The sequence below is a fragment of the Enterococcus sp. OL5 genome, from assembly GCF_006491895.1.
Taxonomy (GTDB): domain Bacteria; phylum Bacillota; class Bacilli; order Lactobacillales; family Enterococcaceae; genus Enterococcus_D; species Enterococcus_D innesii.
This window is the reverse complement of record NZ_VHIL01000013.1, coordinates 69,481-87,864: the sequence shown is the minus strand read 5'-3', so window position 1 is coordinate 87,864 and position 18,384 is coordinate 69,481. Positions and strand designations below refer to the sequence as shown.

Below are 18,384 nucleotides of genomic sequence, written 5' to 3'. Positions count from 1 at the left end.
AAAATAGTAAAAAAATCGCTGGAACCAGTACATTTTTTTTGTCGACATCGCTATAATGGAGAAAATACGAGAGGAGCTACATGCAATGACCCAGATTTCCTTAACGATTTATGACCAAAAGCATCAAGTAAAAAAAGGCAAACGAACACCTGAAAGTGAACCTACCCTTCTGCAAGCGACGGCGGAAGACTTTGTCACGTTGGCATCCCAAGCGTATTGTTACGAGGACGGAGATAAAATCGTTGTCTCGCTCTCACGCAGTGGACAATTTGTGTGGGTCACACTAGATGAAACGCTGGCGACTACTTTGGTGTACATCAAAGGCAACGAGTGGATCTACCCCGTACATCTTAGTGAAAATGCCAAAGAAGCCGCGCCAGAAGGCCGTTTTGCTGGGAAAAGCCATTATTTGAGTGTGCGGGTAGCAACAAAAGAAGAACTAGCAGCTTACCGCAACGTCGCCTTAAACCCTCATGATCAAAAAGAATTTTTGGGTGCCTATCCGCATGCCCATGCCAATGTTGAAACAAGAGATGATGCGACGTTTTTCGCTTGTAACGCCATTGATGGCATTTTTGCCAATACGTCTCATGGCAATTATCCCTATGGCTCATGGGGGATCAATCAACAAGCAGATGCCGCTTTGACGATCGACTTTGGTCATGAGGTCCGCATCGACCAATGCGCGCTTACGTTACGGGCGGATTTTCCCCATGATAGCTATTGGCAACAAGTCACGTTGGCGTTTTCCGATGGGAGTCAAGAAATCTTGCAGACGGTCAAAAGCAGCCAGCCTCAACGGTTTTCTTTCCAGCCGCGAACGGTCACTTGGGTGAAATTGTATGAGCTGATCCAAAATGACGATCCCTCACCATTTCCAGCGTTGACCCAAATCGAAGTCTTCGGACGCTCCATTCAGGAGGAAAACGCGTGAATCCAGCAGATGTAAAAGAAGAAATTTTACAGGCGGCACAGGCTTACCTTGACACTGGTGAGATTCCCTATTTGCCTTATCAAGGCTATCAAGAGTATCTCGAATCGGGGAATCGTGTTGTCTTCGAATCCCATTATTTTGCCCGCCGACGGATGCTGGTGGTTTTAGGACTTGCTTATGAAATAGAGCGTAAGGCAGCGATCAAAGTGTTGCTGGAACAGGTGATTTGGGAAATCTGTAATGAATATACATGGTGTCTGCCAGCGCATCTGCCGATTGTCGATGGCCAGTTTTCTTCGCAAGCGCGCCACACAGTCGATCTTTTTGCAGCTGAAACTGGGCAATCCTTAGCAGAGTTTTTTATGTTGGTTGGGGGGGACCTTTCACCAGTCATCACAGAACGAGTGTTGTATGAGATCGATCAACGGCTTTTTTTACCCTTCGAGGAGCAAACCTGGGAGTGGGAGACAAAAGAGAACAATTGGTCCGCAGTCATTGGTGGCTGTCTTGGAATGACGGCGCTCTATGTATTGCCGAGAAAAAGCGAGCGACAATTGCGGATGATCAAACGATTGGATACTGCAATGCAAAGCTATCTTAACAGCTTTGGCGAAGATGGGGCTTGTGTGGAAGGTGTCGGATACTGGGCGTATGGGTTTGGTTATTTTCTGTATTATGCGCAATTGTTGGCAGAAGTATTGCAAGACGATACCTACCTAAAACAGCCTAAAACCAGAAAAATTGCCGCTTTTCCTTACTACACGATGATTTCTCCAGGGCATTACGTTCCTTTTTCTGATTATTCGGCGATCGAACTGCCTAGTGGCTTGGTCAGTTATTGCTACGAGCATTTGGGCGTGGCGGTTCCCCAATTATCGGGGGTCAGTCCGTTAGATTTTGATCCTTGCTACCGGTTTGCCCACAGCTATCGAAATTTGTATTGGCATAACGAAGCGATCACACGAGAAACGAATGCCTCGTATCATCACTATTTTGAACAAGCGCAGTGGTTCGTTGCAAAAGATGTGCAGCAGGATCTCTTTTTTGCTGCCAAAGGGGGGAGCAATCAAGAAAGCCACAATCATCTCGATGTCGGTCATTTTGTCTTAGGAACGACGGAGGAGCTGTTTCTGACGGACCTTGGTGCTGGTGAATACACCAAAGAGTATTTTGACGATAACACGCGCTATCACTACTTTCCCGCAGCCGCAATCAGTCATTCGCTGCCGATCATCAATCAGCACACCCAACGCGCAACTGCCGAGGAAGCAACGGTGCTGCAGGTCAATGACCAGCGATTTGACATAGACCTCAGTGCGTTCTATCCGAAAGCAGCGGTCACTGAATACCAGCGGCGCTTCGTTGTCTCGCAGCAACAAGTAACGATCGAAGACCATTTTGTCTTTGACGAGCACCAAACAAAGAATCTGGTGGTGGAAAACTTTATTACGAACATACCACCAATGGTGCAAAATAAGACCGTTCAACTAATGACAAAAAAAGCATGCTGTGTTCTTGGTTTTACCAGTGATAAGATCCAAATACAGCCAGTCACTTATCAAGATCACCATGGTGGACAGGCACAAGCGTATTTGATCCAAGCCGAATACGCGCTTGAGCAGACAGGGGAAATCAAAACGACCATTAAAATAAAAAAAGGGTGAGAAGGTTGCGGTGCTTCCTTGCAATGACGTTGATCAATGCAAGAAGACACCGCAGCTTCTCAGCCTTCTTTTGGTTTTGCGGTAGATTGACGAATCACCAGCTGTGTACTTAAAAAGATGCGTCTGGCGATCCCAGGATTTTCGATGCGGTTATAGAGTAGCTCTAACCCCGTTTCACCCATCTCTTCAGTAAATGCTTGGACCGAAGAAAGGGGTGGGGAGACATAGCGGGACACCGAAATATCATTGATGCCCATAACACTGATGTCTTCAGGAATCTTGATTCCATGAGCCGTTAACGTATGGATGACCCCGATCGCAAAGGCATCATTGGCTGCCAAAATCGCAGTCGGCAAGCGGTCTTGCCACAAAGCCAATGCCTGCTCCGTTAATTCTTCCCCCGTTTGGACATCCAACCGACTATTTTCTTTCACGATGAAATAATCCTCATCAAACAGCTGATAATGCTGCATCATATCGACATAGGTGTTGACCGTTGGCGTTTTGTACCGCCGATACCCATACATATTTTGACTTTCCTCGGCGCCGATAAAGGCGATTTTTTGATGACCAAGTCCCATCAAGTGAGAAAGAGCCAACTCGGTTGCTTGCGTAAAATCGGTATTGACAGAATCGTAGTCATCCAGTGGAAAGTTACTGCCAATCACACAGAGGTTGGGGTGTAGCTCATGGAGTTTCTTGACCCGCTCTTCTGTAAACTTGCCGATTGCCAGTAAGCCATCGACGGACTGGATCACTGACTCATCAAGGTTGGAGATTTTTAACAGATCACAACCCAGTTCGGCGGCGCGTTTTTCCACACCCAAACGAATCGACATATAGTAAATGTCTTCTAATTCTTCATCATCCATCCGCCACTGAACGATCCCGATCGATTTGTTGTGTTTTTTTGGTACATCCACTGGTAGTTCACGCTGCTTTTGCTTGTTTTTGTATTTCGTATAATTTAGTTTTTCAGCTGCCTCGAAAATCTTTCGTTTGGTTTCTTCGGTCACTGAAAGACTAGGATCGTAGTTCAGAACCCGTGATACGGTTGATATTGATACCTCAGCTATGGTCGCTATGTCGGTAATCGTAGCCATAGAATCCCTCCTCCAATGCTTCTCCTCTTCAGTATATTTCTTTTTAGTAAAAAAACCAGAGAGAAATTGCTCTCAAGTAAAATTTTACTTTTTTTAGGAAAAACTATTGATTATTTTCCTAAAAAAAAGTATGATTTGAAATGAAGAAAGCGTTTTAAAAATGAGGGTGGCATGAATGAAGTGGATTGATTCGTTATTTATCCTGGGACTACTTATGGGGTTGACTGCTTGTTCTCCAAATGAAGCAACGCAGACGCAAGCATTTTCCCAAAGCAGCGAAAAGCAATTAAAAGAACGAGCGCTTTGTTATTCTGACGAAGATTTTTCGCAAGGTGTCGTCCCGTTGCATGAATTCGTGAAGCTATCTGGCACCATCGTAAAGAGTGATGCGAAAACAGCAGACATTGAGAAAGGGGATCGATTTATTCTAGAAACAGCGGCTGGACAGTACCAAGTATTCAATGAACAAAGTCAACAACTGAAACTGCAAGATGTGGTGACGGTCTACGGAGAATATTATGGTTTTATTAAAGCGACATTGATTGAAAGGAAGGATGCGGATGCAATCACAGAAGCTGCAGCAATTGAAAAAGAATAAATTTGAAAGTTATGAAGATGTAGCAGCCGGCTTCAAAACGATCATGGATCAACTCAAACCCGCTTTTGCAAGCAGTCGTCCCGGTCATTTGGCTTTAGGCAGCCATGGGACTGTCTATGAAAAAGAGGTACAGGAACTTGAAGCGTTCTTGCGACCGCTTTGGGGACTCGCGCCTTATCTAACCCAGCAAGAAGATTCATTCATGGAAACCTATCTCTCAGGAATTATTGCGGGTACAGATCCAGAGAGTCCCGATTATTGGGGTGTTGTGGAAGACTTCGACCAACGAATCGTGGAAATGGCTTCGCTAAGTACCTTTTTATTATTAAACAAGGAAAAAACGTGGGATGTTTTATCCCAACGCCAAAAAGATGATCTCCATGCGTGGCTGATCCAAGTCAATCAATGAGAAATTCCCGCAAACAATTGGCATTTCTTTCGGGTTCTCGTCAATGTAGCCATGAAGCGTTGTGGCAGCAGCTTTTCCCAAGAAAAAATCGATGCTGACTTGGCATTGATCGAGACCTTTTATTTAGGGGAAGGATGGTACTGTGACGGAGTAGCCACTCAAATCGATTACTATGTATCTTTTGCGATCCACTACTATAGTCTTCTGTACTGTCGATTTGTCCCTGAGGATCTTGAAAGGGCAACGAAGTTCAAACAACGAGCCACCGATTTTGCTGGAACCTTCAAGCATTGGTTTGCAGCAAGTGGAGCTGCCGTTCCTTTTGGTCGAAGTTTGACGTATCGCTTTGCGCAAGTTTCTTTTTTCAGCGCATTGGTTTTTGCGGATGTTGAAGCATTGCCATGGGGAGAGATCAAGGGGTTGATCAGTCGTCACCTGCATCAGTGGATGCAGCAAGACATTTTTACTTCCGAAGGGATACTGACGGTCGGCTATTCGTACCAGAATCTGATTTTTGCCGAAGGCTACAATGCACCAGGTTCGCCTTATTGGGCGTTAAAAACCTTTCTTTTGTTAGCGGTACCAAGGGAGCATCCCTATTGGCAAGCCACCCCCACGCCATTAGCGATCACTGAAAGAACGTTGGCTCATCCCATCAGTAAGAACTTTTATCAACACAATCAAGACTTGACGCATGCCTTGATGTTTCCTGCAGGGCAATTTATCAACTATCAAAGTCATGCCAGCAGCAAATATAGCAAATTTGTCTACTCAACGACGTTTGGCAATAGCGTGCCCAAAAGCAATTATTGGTTTTATGAAGGAAATTATGACAATACGTTGGCTTTGTCAGAAGATGACCATTACTTTCGCACTAAAGGATTGGATCGCCAGTATCAGCTTTTACCTGATCGGATCATTCATGAATGGAATCCATGGGAAGACGTCCAGATAAAAACAACAATCATTCCACTGATAGGCAGTCACCTTCGCATTCATGAGATCAATTCTCAGCGCGCCCTTTCTTTCTATGAGGGTGGGTTTTCATCACCGAAAGAGGCAACTGCCATCACTGAAAAAACCACAAGCAGCGCTGCGGTACGAACATCGATCGGCTATTCGAAAATCGAGGCAATCGCTGGCTATGAAACGAGCGATGTCTTACGAACGGAGCCAAATACGAACCTCTTGTATCCTGCAACGTGGCTGCCGTATTTAACTGCTCAACGACAAGCGGGAAAGCACCTGTTCGTTTCCCTCGTCACCGGCTTGCTTCCACAAGAACAAGAACAAGCAGTGACCGTCGAAGTGACAACAAACAACATTACGATCAATCAATCCGGACATATGATCCAGGTTGAGCGAATAGGAGGAAAAAATGGAAACCAGCTATGACGTACAGCTATCACAATGGGTAGCCGAGCAAATCGACTTCACCGTTAATCAAGTAAGAAAGAATACTAAGACCTTTGACACGTTGGTCCCACCTGCAGCAAGTGAACAGCTTGTCTATCGACCAGAAGCCAACCATGATTGGACGGCGAGTTTTTGGACTGGCATGTTATTTTTGAGTAAAGAACTGACGGGATCAACAGAATTTGATGAAACCATCGAAAAACAGCTGCACTCTTTCCAAGAACGATTGGATCAAAGAATTGGACTAGAAACCCATGATATCGGGTTTTTGTATAGTTTGACTGCGATCGCCGACTATCGAGTGAACGGACGGGAATCTTCGAAAAAACTCGCGATTGCCGCCGCCGATCTATTGATGGCCCGTTACTCACCCAAAGCCCAAATCATTCAAGCGTGGGGCAATCTCGATGATCCGCAACAACGGGGGCGCATCATTATTGATTGCTTGATGAATTTGCCGCTATTGTATTTTGCTTCCCAAATGACGGGGGATGAATCCTACAAACAAGCAGCCTATGCTCATGCCAAGCAGACCCAGAAATACATCGTGCGAGACAACGCCACGACGTACCACACCTATTACTTCGACGTTGAAACTGGAGCGGCGATCGGCGGCAATACCCAACAAGGGTATGCCGATGATTCCTGCTGGGCGAGAGGGCAAGCGTGGGGAATCTACGGATTTACGCTGAGTTACCTTTACACCGGTGATACCAGTTTCTTGAAGACTGCTCAAGACCTTGCGGATTACTTTATTGCTGAATTACCGGCGGACAAGGTCAGTTATTGGGATTTAGTGTTTAACGATGGTAGTCAGGAAGAAAGGGATAGTTCGGCCGCCGCCATCGCAGTCTGTGGCTTGCTAGAACTGGCGAAACATTTACCGATCACGCAGCCAAACCAAGCCGCCTACCAGGAAAACGCCTTGGCGATCTTGGCATCGTTAGCCCAAAATTATACAACGATCGACCATCCCGAATCAAACGGACTTTTGATGCATGGGGTTTATGACAAGAATTCCCTCAAAGGGGTCGATGAATGCATGATCTGGGGCGATTATTATTACATGGAAGCGCTGATGCGGGTGTCACAAAGTTGGTATTCCTATTGGTAGTTTTAGGGGCGACCCTTTAAAAAAATGTTTAATGGAGGAATGAAAATGCACTTTTTGAAAAAAGGTTTATTAGCAGCAACGATGTTTGGGACGATTGCAGCCTTGGCAGCCTGTGGAGGCGAAGCGACAGATGATTCCGCTGCTTCTGAAGATGGCGACATCAAATTGACCGTAACCACTTGGAATTACGATACGACACCTGAATTCGAAAAACTATTCCGTGCCTTTGAAGAAGCGAATCCGGGCATTACCGTTGAGCCTGTCGATATTGCTTCAGATGATTATGATACCAAACTGACGACCATGCTCTCTTCCGGAGATACGACAGATATTTTGACCATGAAAAATTTGCTTTCCTATTCCAATTATGCGTTGCGGGATCAATTAGTCGATCTCACCGACCATATCGGATCATTGGATATTGCCCCAGCGCAAGAAAGCTATGACATGTATGACGTAGAAGGCAAAACCTATGCACAACCGTATCGGACGGATTTTTGGGTCTTGTATTACAACAAAAAAATGTTCGATGAAGCAGGCTTAGACTACCCATCAAACATCACCTGGGACGAATATGAGGAGCTTGCCAAGCAGCTAACAAAACCAGACGAACAAATTTATGGTGCGTATCAACACACATGGCGTTCTACTACTCAAGCGATTGCAGCTGCTCAAAATGGTGCCAACTTGATCGATCCTCAATACGACTATTTAGAAGAATATTATGATCGTGCATTGCGGATGCAAGACGAAAAAGCGCAAATGGACTTCGGGACAGCAAAATCAACGAAAGTTACGTATCAGTCACAATTTGAAAATGAAAAAGCAGCCATGATGTACATGGGAACTTGGTATATGGGTGCATTGATGACCAATATCGACGATGGTAAGACAGATGTCGAGTGGGGCATTGCGGAAATGCCGCAAAATGAAAAAGGGGAAGTAACGACATTTGGTTCTCCGACTGCTTTTGCCATCAATAAAAATTCAAAACATCAAGAAGCTGCACAAAAATTCTTAGACTTTTGTGCCGGTGAAGAAGGCGCCAAAGTATTAGCAGAAGTCGGTGTCGTTCCTTCGTATAAGACTGATGCCATTGATGAACTTTACTTCTCCCGTGAAGGCATGCCTGCCGATGAAGTATCGAAAAAAGCCTTCAATCCAGAAACCGTCGCGATCGAGTTTCCTGTCGATGAAAATGGACCAGCGATCGACAAAATCTTGCAAGAAGAACATGACTTGATCCTTGTAGGGGATGAAACACCAAAAGAAGGCATTGCGAATATGGAAAAAAGGGTGAAATCTGAAACAGAATAGTCCTAACGAGAGAAGGGACTTGGGCAAAAAAGTTCCTTCTCTTTATTAATGAAAGGGGGCCTGCTGGCAAGCAGCAGGAGACAAATATGGAAATAACCTCAAAATCAAAAGCAGCCAATAAGTTGAAACGCAAAAATACGCTAACCGCGCTGTCTTTTATTGCACCGAACTTTATCGGCTTTTTCTTATTTACCTTAGTGCCAGTTGTGTTCTCATTGATTCTGGCTTTCATGGAATGGGATTCCTTTAGTTCGCCTGAATTTGTGGGAATGAAAAATTTCAGCAAAATGCTAGGGGACGACACCTTTTGGATCTCGTTAAAGAACACCTTTCTCTATACGATTGGCGTCGTTCCATTAACGTTAGTATGTTCCTTAGGCTTAGCGATTTTATTGAATAAAAAAGTACGTGGAATGAAGTTTTTCCGTACTGCCTTCTTCTTTCCTTATGTCACCTCGTTAGTTGCGATCGCTGTCGTGTGGAACATGTTGTTTCACCCAACGATGGGACCAATCAATCAGTTTTTGAAATTTTTTATTGAAAATCCTCCTGGTTGGACCTCCAGCTCTGATTGGGCTTTGACGGCGATCATCATAGTCAGCGTCTGGCGTGGCATGGGGTATTACATGATCTTATACTTGGCAGGGCTACAAAGTGTGCCAAAGGAATTGTATGAAGCGGCTTCGATCGATGGGGCCAACAAGTGGCAGCAGTTTCGCAACGTGACGTTGCCGTCCTTACGACCAACGACCTTCTTTGTTTCGATCATGCTGGTCATAAACTGTTTCAAGATCTTCGATTTGGTCCAAGTCATGACTGCCGGCGGACCCGGTCGAGCCACCAATGTCTTGGTGTATCAAATTTACAACGAAGCGTTTGTGAAATTTAATTTTGGTTACGCGTCTGCGATCGCCATGGTCTTGTTTGTGATCGTTTTGGGCATCACGGTGATCCAGTTTAAGTGGAACCAAAGACAAGAACGGGTGTAAGGAGGGAGTACAGATGGAAAATACACTGAGTAAAAAGAATGTTCAAGCCAAACCAAAACAAAAAGCCAAGCTGTCGATCGGCAGTGTCTCCTTGATTCTCTTATTAACATTTCTCGCGTTAGTGACACTGATCCCGTTTCTTTGGATGATCTCTGCTTCTTTTAAGACCAATAACGATGTTTTTAGCGTACCGATCCAATGGATTCCAAAAAGTTGGCACCCAGAAAACTATACGGTGATCTGGGATCGCATACCTTTGCTGACTTTTTTCAAGAACACAGCATTTTTGAGCGTCATCATTACCTTGATCCAACTGTTTACCTCTAGCTTTGCGGCTTATGGGTTTTCGAAGATGCATTTCAAAGGACGCGACCTGTTGTTTTTGACATACATCGGTACGATTGCGATTCCTTGGCAATCCTATATGATTCCTCAGTTCATCATGATGCGCCAGTTCGGGCTGACAGACACGCTTTGGTCTTTGGTCCTCTTACAAGCCTTCAGTGCCTTTGGGGTCTTTTTGTTGAAACAATACTATAGTAGTATTCCTGACTCATTGTGTGAAAGTGCGCGGATCGACGGCTTGAGTGAGTGGGGGATCTATCGAAAAATCATTCTACCACTGACGAAGCCCGCTTTAGCGAGTCTGACCATCATCACCTTCGTCAATACATGGAATGATTATATGGGACCATTTATCTACCTTTCCTCAACCGAAAACAAAACCATTCAGTTAGGGTTGAAAATGTTTGTCGGCTTATATGATGCCGAGTATGCCCTGATCATGGCAGCATCTGTGGTCTCCATTTTGCCAGTGGCGATCGTCTTTTTAGCAATGCAAAAATACTTCGTAGAAGGAATCGCTACTTCGGGAATGAAAAATTGAGGTGATCAATCATGTTTACCAAACCTACCTTTGAAAACAATCTTTACATGCGGATCTTCCGCTGGCTATATATTGGCTTTGCCCTGAATATCAGTTTTTGGGTCGTGAATACACCCTACACCCTCACGGCAATGTTCTTGGCAGTCGATCCTAGAAACCTCCTTTGGTTTGCATTGGCACTCTTGCTGATTGGTCCAAGCATGATCAGCCTCCTGGCTGCGATCGATCGCTTTGCAGAACACAAAGACATCGATCCAGTAAAAGATTTCTGCTACTTTTTACGAACCTTTGCCGTGCGCGGGTTTCTCTATTGGCTCATCGGCTGGCTGGGAAGTGTCATTGCGATCGTGGATATTCTGTTTGCGGTTCAATTTGAAAGTGGTAAATGGCTCGTTCCTTTCTTTCTTTTGTTAGGGATGCTTTCCATAGCTCTTAGTATCAACGCGTGGTACTTCCAAGTGCGTAATCCAAAAGCCGCTAAGAAAGATGTCCTGCGTACCGCACTTTTTTTCACTTTGAAAAAATGGCCTGTTAGTTTGTTAGCAACCTGTTTGTTTGTTGCCGTTTTTGTCGCCTTGATTTTGAAGCCGCAATTTGGCTTTACTCTTTTTCCAGTCCTTTTTTTCGGACTCCTTTATTTAAATTTACGGAAATTTCAGATAAAATAGAAAGAAAGTCGTCTACGAATAAAGGAGACGACTTTTTTTAGGAGAAAGGGGGGGGGATGAAGATGGCAGAAACAGTCACACTTCAACCGATTACGGAAGAAATGATTGCTGAACTTTGGTCGATCAGCTATGGGCCTAAGGCAGATTTAGAATGGAAAAAATGGGACGGACCGTATTTCCAAGACCCCGTGTTGACGTGGGAAGAATTTCGAACGGGGTTTGGCGCTAGCTGTATCGATAATCCGTTACGTAAAACGATCAGCTATCAAGGTAGAATCGTAGGAATCGCGACCGCTTATTGGGAAGACAATACCTTGCAGCAGTGGTTGGAATTCGGGATAGCCATCTATGATGCTTCCCTTTGGAATCAAGGCATTGGCAGCCAAGCAATTCGCCAGTGGATCAATGAGTTGTTTGAATCACAGCTTCATATCCAGCGAGTCGGGTACACCACGTGGTCCGGTAATCACCGCATGATGAAACTAGGAGAAAAGCTAGGGATGACCAAAGAAGCCCAAATCCGCAAAGTCCGTTTCTGGGAAGGCACCTATTATGATTCCATCAAGTATGGCATCTTGCGAGAAGAATGGGCACAGCAGAAGTGAAGGTAGGGGATACGAAATTTTTTCGTGTCCTCTTTCGTTGTTGATGATTGATCAGATGCATTTTGCGTATAGTAAAGTACCTAGTAAAAAAGGGGCTGCTCTCCTAGCTGTATTTTGTAATTACAGTAATTACGTGGTAAAATAGACTATATATGTTATGAAGGAAAGGTGATTGTTTTGGATACAGTGAAAACAAGAAAGCAAGGAAATGCGGTAATGGTCACGCTAGCAAGTAAGTTTGAGATTCCTGCTGGTAAGACCTACTTTATCAGCAAAGAAGACGATGGTACGATTTCCTTGATTCCTAAGATCGATGATTATTTTTTAGCTGCGAAAGAGAAAGAATTTGTTGATGAAGAAGATATGCTAGCTGCTGATTTTATTGTTGAAGGCAGGCTGCTTGATGAATAGGCTCGAACAAGGGACTCTTGTATTTATTGATTTTGATCCCTCGAAAGGGAGTGAAATCAAAAAGCGCAGGCCTGCTTTAGTCATCAGCAGGGATGAGTACAGTTACACCTCAAATTTGATCATTGTTTGTCCAATAACGAGTACAGATCGGAAGCGTCCTTACTTTGTCGATATTCAACACGACAAATTGAAACCTGGGAGTAAAGTAAATACAAAGCAAGTTTATACGCTAGATTATTCCGAGCGTGGCGGTAGAAAGATTGAAATTTTAGGGAAACTATCAAAAAAAGAACTGATTAACGTTGCACAGCATTTTATGATGAACTTTAATTTTCCATTATAGTTAAAAAACAGCAGGATGGAAAAAGTGAAGGACCCTCACAAAAAACGAGTGAGGGTCCTTCACTTTGATTTCCTAAGAATACAAGGTTTCAACAATAGAGAAAAGAAGATAGTTGAAAGATAAAAGTAAAATTTCAAAAATAGTCGACTTTCTGAACAATAACCATGTACTATCTCTATGTAATACTTTATAATAATTCCAATGTACAGATTAGAAATATTTTAAAAAAGTCGGGAATAGCGTTTGAAGTTCATTCTCAATTAGTCTAAAATAGTGAGAAAGAAAAGATACTGGAGGGAAAGAAATGTCAGTTTTAGAAATCAAAAATCTACACGTCCAAATCGAAGATAAAAAGATCTTAAAAGGCGTTGACTTAGTGTTAAAAACTGGAGAGATCCATGCCATCATGGGACCAAACGGTACAGGGAAATCAACCTTGTCCGCTGCCATCATGGGCAACCCGAATTATGAAGTGACAGAAGGAGAAATTTTGTTCGACGGCGAAAACGTCTTGGAAATGGAAGTGGATGAGCGAGCTCGCTTAGGTTTGTTCTTGGCGATGCAATACCCAAGTGAAATTCCAGGCATCACCAATGCAGAATTCATGCGGGCAGCGATCAATGCCAAACGTGACGAAGACGACAAAATCTCTGTCATGGATTTCTTGAAAAAATTAGATGAAAAAATGGATTTATTGAATATGCCCGAAGAAATGGCGGAACGCTATCTGAATGAAGGCTTCTCTGGTGGAGAAAAGAAACGAAATGAAATCTTGCAATTGTTGATGCTAGATCCAACCTTTGCGATTTTGGATGAGATCGACTCTGGTCTAGATATCGATGCCTTGAAAGTCGTAGCAAAAGGCGTCAATGAAATGCGGGGCGAAGGCTTTGGCGCTTTGATCATCACCCATTACCAACGTCTGTTAAACTACATCACACCAGACGTGGTTCATATCATGATGGAAGGCCGTGTCGTGATGACCGGTTCGGCAGACTTAGCCAAACGCCTAGAAGCAGAAGGCTATGCTGGGATCAGTAAAGAGTTAGGGATCGACTACAAAGAAGAAGAAGCGTAAGGAGGCAAGGTAAATGGCAAAATTACAGGATTATCTTGAACAAGTCAACGTTTTTTCAGCGTTAAAAGAAGAGCCTGAATGGATGTTGGAATTACGCCAAGCAGCCCTTGCGAAAGTGGATGAACTTGCGTTTCCAAAAATCGAGCGGGTGCGTTACGAGCGTTGGCCATTGTTCAATATCGACGAACAAGCACTTGCTGGTGAGTACGCTTTGTCAGAAGAAGAAGTGGCAGGCGCAGTTCCCGCCTTTGACGCGATGGATAACCATCCGACCCTCGTTCAGTTCGATGACACCACGATCTTTGAGCAATTACCGCAAGAGTTGATCGACAAAGGCGTGATCTTTACCGACTTGTTTACAGCAATGAAAGAAGTACCAGAGTTGGTCAATCAATACTACATGACCAAAGCAGTGCCAATGGACGAAGACAAAATGACCGCAGCACATGCGGCGTTTATGAATAGCGGCATGTTCTTGTATGTACCAAAAAACGTGGTGATCGAAGAACCCCTTGAAGCGATTTTCTACCACAATGGCAATAGCCAAGCGCATTTCTTCAAACACATTTTGATCGTTGCTGATGAGCACAGTGAGTTCAGCTACTTGGAACGTTTCCAAACCAAAGGCGAACAAGCGAAAAAACTGTCAGGCAATATCGTAGTGGAAGTAATTGCCAAAGCAGGCGCGAAGGTCAAATTCTCTGCGATTGATCAGTTAGGTGTCAACATTACTACGTACATGAATCGTCGCGGCTACGTATTACGAGATGCGATGGTAGATTGGGCGATCGGAGTCATGAATGAAGGCGACGTCGTGGCAGACTTTGATTCTGATCTTGTAGGCGAAGGCGCGCATTCGGAAGTCAAAGCGGTCGCAATCAGTGCTGGACGCCAAACACAAGGGATCGATACCCGCGTAACCAACAAAGCACCGCATTCCATTGGTCATATCCTGCAACACGGCGTTATCAGAGAACGCGGCGTCTTAACCTTTAACGGTATCGGACACATTTTAAAAGGAGCCAAAGGGGCGGACGCGCAACAAGAAAGCCGAGTCTTAATGCTTTCTGACCAGGCTCGTGGCGATGCTAACCCAATCCTTTTGATCGATGAGCACGAAGTAACAGCCGGACACGCAGCCAGTGTGGGACGGGTCGATCCAGAAGAAATGTACTACTTGATGAGTCGTGGGTTGCGCAAAGCAGAAGCGGAACGTTTGGTGATTCGTGGTTTCTTAGGATCCGTCTTGACCGCGATCCCAGTCAAAGAAGTGCAACAAGAATTGGTTGCCGTTATCGAAGGGAAGTTGCTCGCATGATCGATGCCCAAAAAGTGAAACAAGCGTTTCCCATCTTGGATCAGCTCGTAAATGACGAACCATTGATCTACCTCGACAATGCCGCCACTACGCAAAAGCCAGAGGCGGTGCTGCAGGCGATCACCGATTATTACCATCAAGACAATGCCAACGTTCATCGTGGGGTCCATACCCTCGCAGAACGGGCGACCCATTCCTATGAAGGCGCACGAGAAAAAGTTCGCCGTTTTATCCATGCGAATGAAACGGCGGAAGTGCTGTTTACTCGAGGGACGACCACTGGTTTAAATTGGGTCTCCCGCAGCTACGGCGACCGTTTTGTCAATAAAGGCGATGAAATCGTGATTTCTTATATGGAACATCACTCCAATATCATCCCTTGGCAGCAATTAGCTGCTCGGAAAAAAGCTACCTTGAAATATATCCAGTTGACACCAGAAGGCACCTTGGACATGGAAGATGCCAAGAAACAGATCACAGACAAAACCGCCATCGTTTCGATCGCGCACGTTTCCAATGTTTTAGGCGTGATCAATCCGATTGCAGAGCTAACCAAATTGGCGCATCAGCACCAAGCCGTCATGGTGGTGGATGGTGCTCAGGCTGTTCCACATATGGCAGTTGATGTCCAAGCACTGGATTGTGATTTCTATGCCTTTTCTGGCCATAAAATGTGCGGACCAACTGGCATCGGTGTCTTATACGGCAAACGGCAATGGCTGGATCAAATGGAGCCCGTCGAATTTGGCGGTGAAATGATCGATTTTGTCCATCTGCAAGAAAGCACGTGGAAAGAACTGCCGTGGAAATTTGAAGCGGGCACACCAAATATTGCCGGCGCGATCGGCTTAGGTGCAGCGGTCGATTACTTAACAGAAATCGGCTTAGAAAACATCCACGCCCATGAAGCAGACTTAGCTGCCTACGTTTTGCCCAAACTGCAAGCCATTGAAGGTTTGACCATCTATGGTCCCCAAGAAGCAGCAAAACGCACGGGAGTGATCGCCTTTAATCTAGCAGGCATCCATCCTCATGATGTTGCCACCGCTTTAGACATGGAAGGCATCGCGGTACGGGCAGGTCATCATTGTGCCCAACCCCTCTTGACCTATTTGCAAGTCCCAGCGACTGCACGGGCCAGCTTTTACCTGTATAATACAAGAGAGGACGCCGATCGACTGGTTGACGCCATCAAGCTGACGAAGGAGTTTTTCCAACATGGCACTAACGAAATTAGATAATTTGTATCGACAAGTCATTCTAGATCATTCTAGCCACCCACATCATCGGGGCACCTTGGATGATTCAACGTACAAAGTCGAATTGAATAACCCTACCTGCGGCGACGTGATCCACTTGGAGCTCGCTGTCGAAGGAGACACTATCAAAGACATCGCCTTTACTGGCGAAGGCTGTTCCATCAGTACCGCCAGTGCATCCATGATGGGAGATGCGATTATCGGTAAGACACTAGCAGAAGCTGGTGAACTATCAGGCTTATTTTCTGAGCTCGTTCAAGGAAACGACATTCCCCAAAGCGATCGCTTAGGAGATGCTTCCATGCTTGGGGGTGTGGCGAAGTTTCCTGCACGCATCAAGTGTGCGACCTTAGCTTGGAAAGCATTAGAAAAAGCCATTGCTGCCGACAGTACACAAGCATCTGTCAGTCACAGCCACGCCAATGAATCTGACACTGAAGAAACCAGCGAATAGACAACCGCACTACAAAAGGAGTGAGAACCATGGGTGTACCCGAATTAGAAGAATATAAATTTGGCTTCCACGATGACGTGCAGCCTGTTTTTAGTACCGGCGAAGGATTGACCGAAGACATCGTCCGTGAAATCTCACGGGTCAAGCAAGAGCCAGAATGGATGCTTGAGTTCCGCTTGAAGTCTCTTGAAGCCTTCAACAAGATGCCCATGCAAAACTGGGGCCCAGACCTGTCTGACATCGATTTTGATGCCATCAAATATTACCAAAAACCAAGTGATCGTCCTGCCCGTGATTGGGATGACGTACCAGAAAAAATCAAAGAGACCTTTGAGCGCATTGGTATTCCAGAAGCCGAGCGGGCATACCTGGCCGGCGCTTCTGCCCAATACGAATCAGAAGTCGTTTACCACAACATGAAAGAAGAGTTTGAAAAACTTGGCATCGTCTTTACCGATACCGATTCAGCCTTGAAGGAATACCCTGAGCTGTTCAAACAATACTTCTCAAAATTAGTCCCACCAACCGATAACAAGCTTGCTGCTTTGAACTCAGCCGTTTGGTCAGGTGGTACCTTTATCTATGTACCAAAAGGCGTTCGTGTCGATGTGCCATTGCAAACCTATTTCCGGATCAATGCCGAAAATACCGGTCAGTTCGAACGAACATTGATCATCGTTGACGAAGGCGCCAGCGTTCATTACGTCGAAGGCTGTACCGCCCCAACCTATTCAAGCAATAGTTTGCACGCAGCCATCGTTGAAATTTTTACCCTAAAAGACGCTTACTGCCGCTACACCACCATTCAAAACTGGTCAGACAACGTCTACAACCTAGTAACCAAACGGGCCAAAGCCTTAGAAGGTGCTACCGTTGAATGGATCGATGGCAACCTAGGTGCCAAAACAACCATGAAATACCCAAGTGTGTATCTTGATGGCAAAGGCGCACGAGGCACGATGCTTTCCATTGCCTTTGCAGGTGCCAACCAAATCCAAGATACTGGTGCAAAAATGATTCACAATGCACCAAACACCTCCAGCTCCATCGTCTCAAAATCAATTTCTAAAGACGGCGGTGCAGTAAACTACCGTGGACAAGTCACCTTCGGCAAGAAGAGCGCAGGCTCTATCTCCCATATCGAGTGTGACACTATCATCATGGATGACCTATCGAAATCCGATACCATTCCATTCAATGAGATCCACAACAGCCAAGTGTCCTTAGAACACGAAGCCAAAGTCTCCAAAATCTCAGAAGAACAACTGTACTACCTAATGAGCCGCGGCCTTTCCGAAAGCGAAGCAACCGAAATGATCGTCATGGGATTCGTCGAACCATTCACCAAAGAATTACCGATGGAATACGCCGTCGAATTGAACCGGTTGATTAGTTATGAGATGGAAGGTAGTGTGGGGTAACACCTATTATATGAGCTAGAACCCTTGATGTATAAGGATTCTAGCTTTTTTGTTTTGCCTTGATAGTAGAAATGACCAGCTTTTGATCAGCTTTTTTACTGATGAGCCATCATATCAGCAAACTCTTGACCAGTTTTCTTAGGGGCGCTGTTCGCAATATTTGTATAGATAGATTACGTTACTTTTCTAGTTATGTTGATGGGTCTATTCCAAATGATAGGCAAGCTATATCAGAAGCAATTGAACATCTGAAAGCAATTAGCCTATCTGTTCAGCAGAAGGTGGGAGAAGGAATTACAGTAAGCTTAAAAGAGCCGCTGGAAACGGAGTACACTTTTATTATAATTGATGGACAACCAACTCAAGCTAATGATATCTTTGGTAGGATGATACAAGG

The 18,384-nt window shown here is 44.9% G+C and carries 17 protein-coding genes and 1 pseudogene; 17 read left to right on the top strand and 1 reads right to left on the bottom strand.

Translation table 11 applies throughout. The annotated features are described in order from the left end of the window. Positions 1-85: 85 nt before the first annotated feature. Both FJU10_RS14415 and FJU10_RS14410 read left to right on the top strand, forming a co-directional pair. Positions 86-934 carry a hypothetical protein gene (locus FJU10_RS14415; protein WP_140966209.1) on the top strand — a complete coding sequence of 283 codons (849 nt, stop codon included), beginning with the start codon at positions 86-88 and terminating at the stop codon, positions 932-934. Beyond that, positions 931-2,598, top strand: coding sequence for a heparinase II/III family protein (locus FJU10_RS14410; protein ID WP_140966208.1), 1,668 nt, complete (start codon positions 931-933; stop codon positions 2,596-2,598). The genes FJU10_RS14415 and FJU10_RS14410 overlap by 4 nt, the downstream gene beginning before the upstream one ends. 59 nt (positions 2,599-2,657) lie before the next feature. Here the strand turns inward: FJU10_RS14410 and FJU10_RS14405 are convergent, their stop codons facing one another. Then, positions 2,658-3,701 (bottom strand): LacI family DNA-binding transcriptional regulator, encoded by a 1,044-nt coding sequence (locus FJU10_RS14405; RefSeq protein WP_005232137.1) that lies wholly within the window; start codon positions 3,699-3,701, stop codon positions 2,658-2,660. A 175-nt stretch (positions 3,702-3,876) separates the two neighbouring features. Here FJU10_RS14405 and FJU10_RS14400 point away from each other — a divergent pair, with 175 nt between their 5' ends. The 15 genes and pseudogenes from FJU10_RS14400 (at position 3,877) to sufB (ending at position 17,987) form a co-directional block, all read left to right on the top strand. Then, entirely contained in the window at positions 3,877-4,299 is a 423-nt protein-coding gene (locus FJU10_RS14400; protein ID WP_140966207.1) for a hypothetical protein, read from the top strand. Then, positions 4,262-6,103 (top strand): annotated as a pseudogene (locus FJU10_RS14395) (DUF2264 domain-containing protein). Before FJU10_RS14400 ends, FJU10_RS14395 begins: the two are co-directional and overlap by 38 nt. After that, entirely contained in the window at positions 6,087-7,238 is a 1,152-nt protein-coding gene (locus FJU10_RS14390; protein ID WP_016609652.1) for a glycoside hydrolase family 88 protein, read from the top strand. The pseudogene FJU10_RS14395 and the gene FJU10_RS14390 overlap by 17 nt, the downstream one beginning before the upstream one ends. Positions 7,239-7,283: 45 nt before the next feature. Then, on the top strand, positions 7,284-8,555 hold the full coding sequence (locus tag FJU10_RS14385; protein WP_140966206.1) for an ABC transporter substrate-binding protein: 1,272 nt from the start codon (positions 7,284-7,286) through the stop codon (positions 8,553-8,555). 86 nt (positions 8,556-8,641) lie between these two features. Beyond that, the gene (locus FJU10_RS14380) at positions 8,642-9,544 is read left to right on the top strand and encodes a carbohydrate ABC transporter permease (RefSeq protein ID WP_005232126.1); all 903 of its coding nucleotides are present in this window, start codon (positions 8,642-8,644) and stop codon (positions 9,542-9,544) included. Positions 9,545-9,557: 13 nt separating this feature from the next. Continuing rightward, positions 9,558-10,430: a carbohydrate ABC transporter permease gene (locus tag FJU10_RS14375; RefSeq protein ID WP_101698814.1), complete on the top strand. Its 873-nt coding sequence runs from the start codon at positions 9,558-9,560 to the stop codon at positions 10,428-10,430. A gap of 11 nt (positions 10,431-10,441) precedes the next feature. Beyond that, complete coding sequence (locus FJU10_RS14370; RefSeq protein WP_101698815.1) at positions 10,442-11,098, top strand: DUF624 domain-containing protein; 657 nt, start codon at positions 10,442-10,444, stop codon at positions 11,096-11,098. 62 nt (positions 11,099-11,160) lie between these two features. After that, positions 11,161-11,703 (top strand): GNAT family N-acetyltransferase, encoded by a 543-nt coding sequence (locus FJU10_RS14365; RefSeq protein WP_101698816.1) that lies wholly within the window; start codon positions 11,161-11,163, stop codon positions 11,701-11,703. 168 nt (positions 11,704-11,871) lie between these two features. Then, a complete protein-coding gene (mazE, locus tag FJU10_RS14360) occupies positions 11,872-12,114 on the top strand; it encodes a type II toxin-antitoxin system PemI/MazE family antitoxin (protein WP_005232116.1) in 243 nt (80 codons plus the stop codon). Then, the gene (locus tag FJU10_RS14355; protein WP_005232114.1) at positions 12,107-12,457 is read left to right on the top strand and encodes a type II toxin-antitoxin system PemK/MazF family toxin; all 351 of its coding nucleotides are present in this window, start codon (positions 12,107-12,109) and stop codon (positions 12,455-12,457) included. The genes mazE and FJU10_RS14355 overlap by 8 nt, the downstream gene beginning before the upstream one ends. Before the next feature lie 304 nt (positions 12,458-12,761). After that, positions 12,762-13,535 (top strand): Fe-S cluster assembly ATPase SufC, encoded by a 774-nt coding sequence (sufC, locus tag FJU10_RS14350; protein ID WP_005232112.1) that lies wholly within the window; start codon positions 12,762-12,764, stop codon positions 13,533-13,535. A gap of 13 nt (positions 13,536-13,548) precedes the next feature. After that, positions 13,549-14,853, top strand: coding sequence for a Fe-S cluster assembly protein SufD (gene sufD, locus FJU10_RS14345; protein ID WP_005232110.1), 1,305 nt, complete (start codon positions 13,549-13,551; stop codon positions 14,851-14,853). Further along, positions 14,850-16,094, top strand: coding sequence for a cysteine desulfurase (locus tag FJU10_RS14340; protein WP_005232108.1), 1,245 nt, complete (start codon positions 14,850-14,852; stop codon positions 16,092-16,094). The genes sufD and FJU10_RS14340 overlap by 4 nt, the downstream gene beginning before the upstream one ends. Then, positions 16,072-16,566 carry a Fe-S cluster assembly sulfur transfer protein SufU gene (sufU, locus tag FJU10_RS14335; protein ID WP_005232105.1) on the top strand — a complete coding sequence of 165 codons (495 nt, stop codon included), beginning with the start codon at positions 16,072-16,074 and terminating at the stop codon, positions 16,564-16,566. The genes FJU10_RS14340 and sufU overlap by 23 nt, the downstream gene beginning before the upstream one ends. A gap of 29 nt (positions 16,567-16,595) precedes the next feature. Further along, positions 16,596-17,987, top strand: a complete 1,392-nt coding sequence (gene sufB, locus FJU10_RS14330) for a Fe-S cluster assembly protein SufB (RefSeq protein WP_005232103.1) — start codon at positions 16,596-16,598, stop codon at positions 17,985-17,987. Positions 17,988-18,384: the final 397 nt, after the last annotated feature.

Coding starts and splice junctions, on each gene's coding strand:
- FJU10_RS14415 (WP_140966209.1), top strand. CDS start 86: ATGACCCAGATTTCCTTAACGATTTATGACCAAAAGCATCAAGTAAAA.
- FJU10_RS14405 (WP_005232137.1), bottom strand. CDS start 3,701: ATGGCTACGATTACCGACATAGCGACCATAGCTGAGGTATCAATATCA.
- FJU10_RS14400 (WP_140966207.1), top strand. CDS start 3,877: ATGAAGTGGATTGATTCGTTATTTATCCTGGGACTACTTATGGGGTTG.
- FJU10_RS14390 (WP_016609652.1), top strand. CDS start 6,087: ATGGAAACCAGCTATGACGTACAGCTATCACAATGGGTAGCCGAGCAA.
- FJU10_RS14385 (WP_140966206.1), top strand. CDS start 7,284: ATGCACTTTTTGAAAAAAGGTTTATTAGCAGCAACGATGTTTGGGACG.
- FJU10_RS14380 (WP_005232126.1), top strand. CDS start 8,642: ATGGAAATAACCTCAAAATCAAAAGCAGCCAATAAGTTGAAACGCAAA.
- FJU10_RS14375 (WP_101698814.1), top strand. CDS start 9,558: ATGGAAAATACACTGAGTAAAAAGAATGTTCAAGCCAAACCAAAACAA.
- FJU10_RS14370 (WP_101698815.1), top strand. CDS start 10,442: ATGTTTACCAAACCTACCTTTGAAAACAATCTTTACATGCGGATCTTC.
- FJU10_RS14365 (WP_101698816.1), top strand. CDS start 11,161: ATGGCAGAAACAGTCACACTTCAACCGATTACGGAAGAAATGATTGCT.
- FJU10_RS14355 (WP_005232114.1), top strand. CDS start 12,107: ATGAATAGGCTCGAACAAGGGACTCTTGTATTTATTGATTTTGATCCC.
- sufC (WP_005232112.1), top strand. CDS start 12,762: ATGTCAGTTTTAGAAATCAAAAATCTACACGTCCAAATCGAAGATAAA.
- sufD (WP_005232110.1), top strand. CDS start 13,549: ATGGCAAAATTACAGGATTATCTTGAACAAGTCAACGTTTTTTCAGCG.
- FJU10_RS14340 (WP_005232108.1), top strand. CDS start 14,850: ATGATCGATGCCCAAAAAGTGAAACAAGCGTTTCCCATCTTGGATCAG.
- sufU (WP_005232105.1), top strand. CDS start 16,072: ATGGCACTAACGAAATTAGATAATTTGTATCGACAAGTCATTCTAGAT.
- sufB (WP_005232103.1), top strand. CDS start 16,596: ATGGGTGTACCCGAATTAGAAGAATATAAATTTGGCTTCCACGATGAC.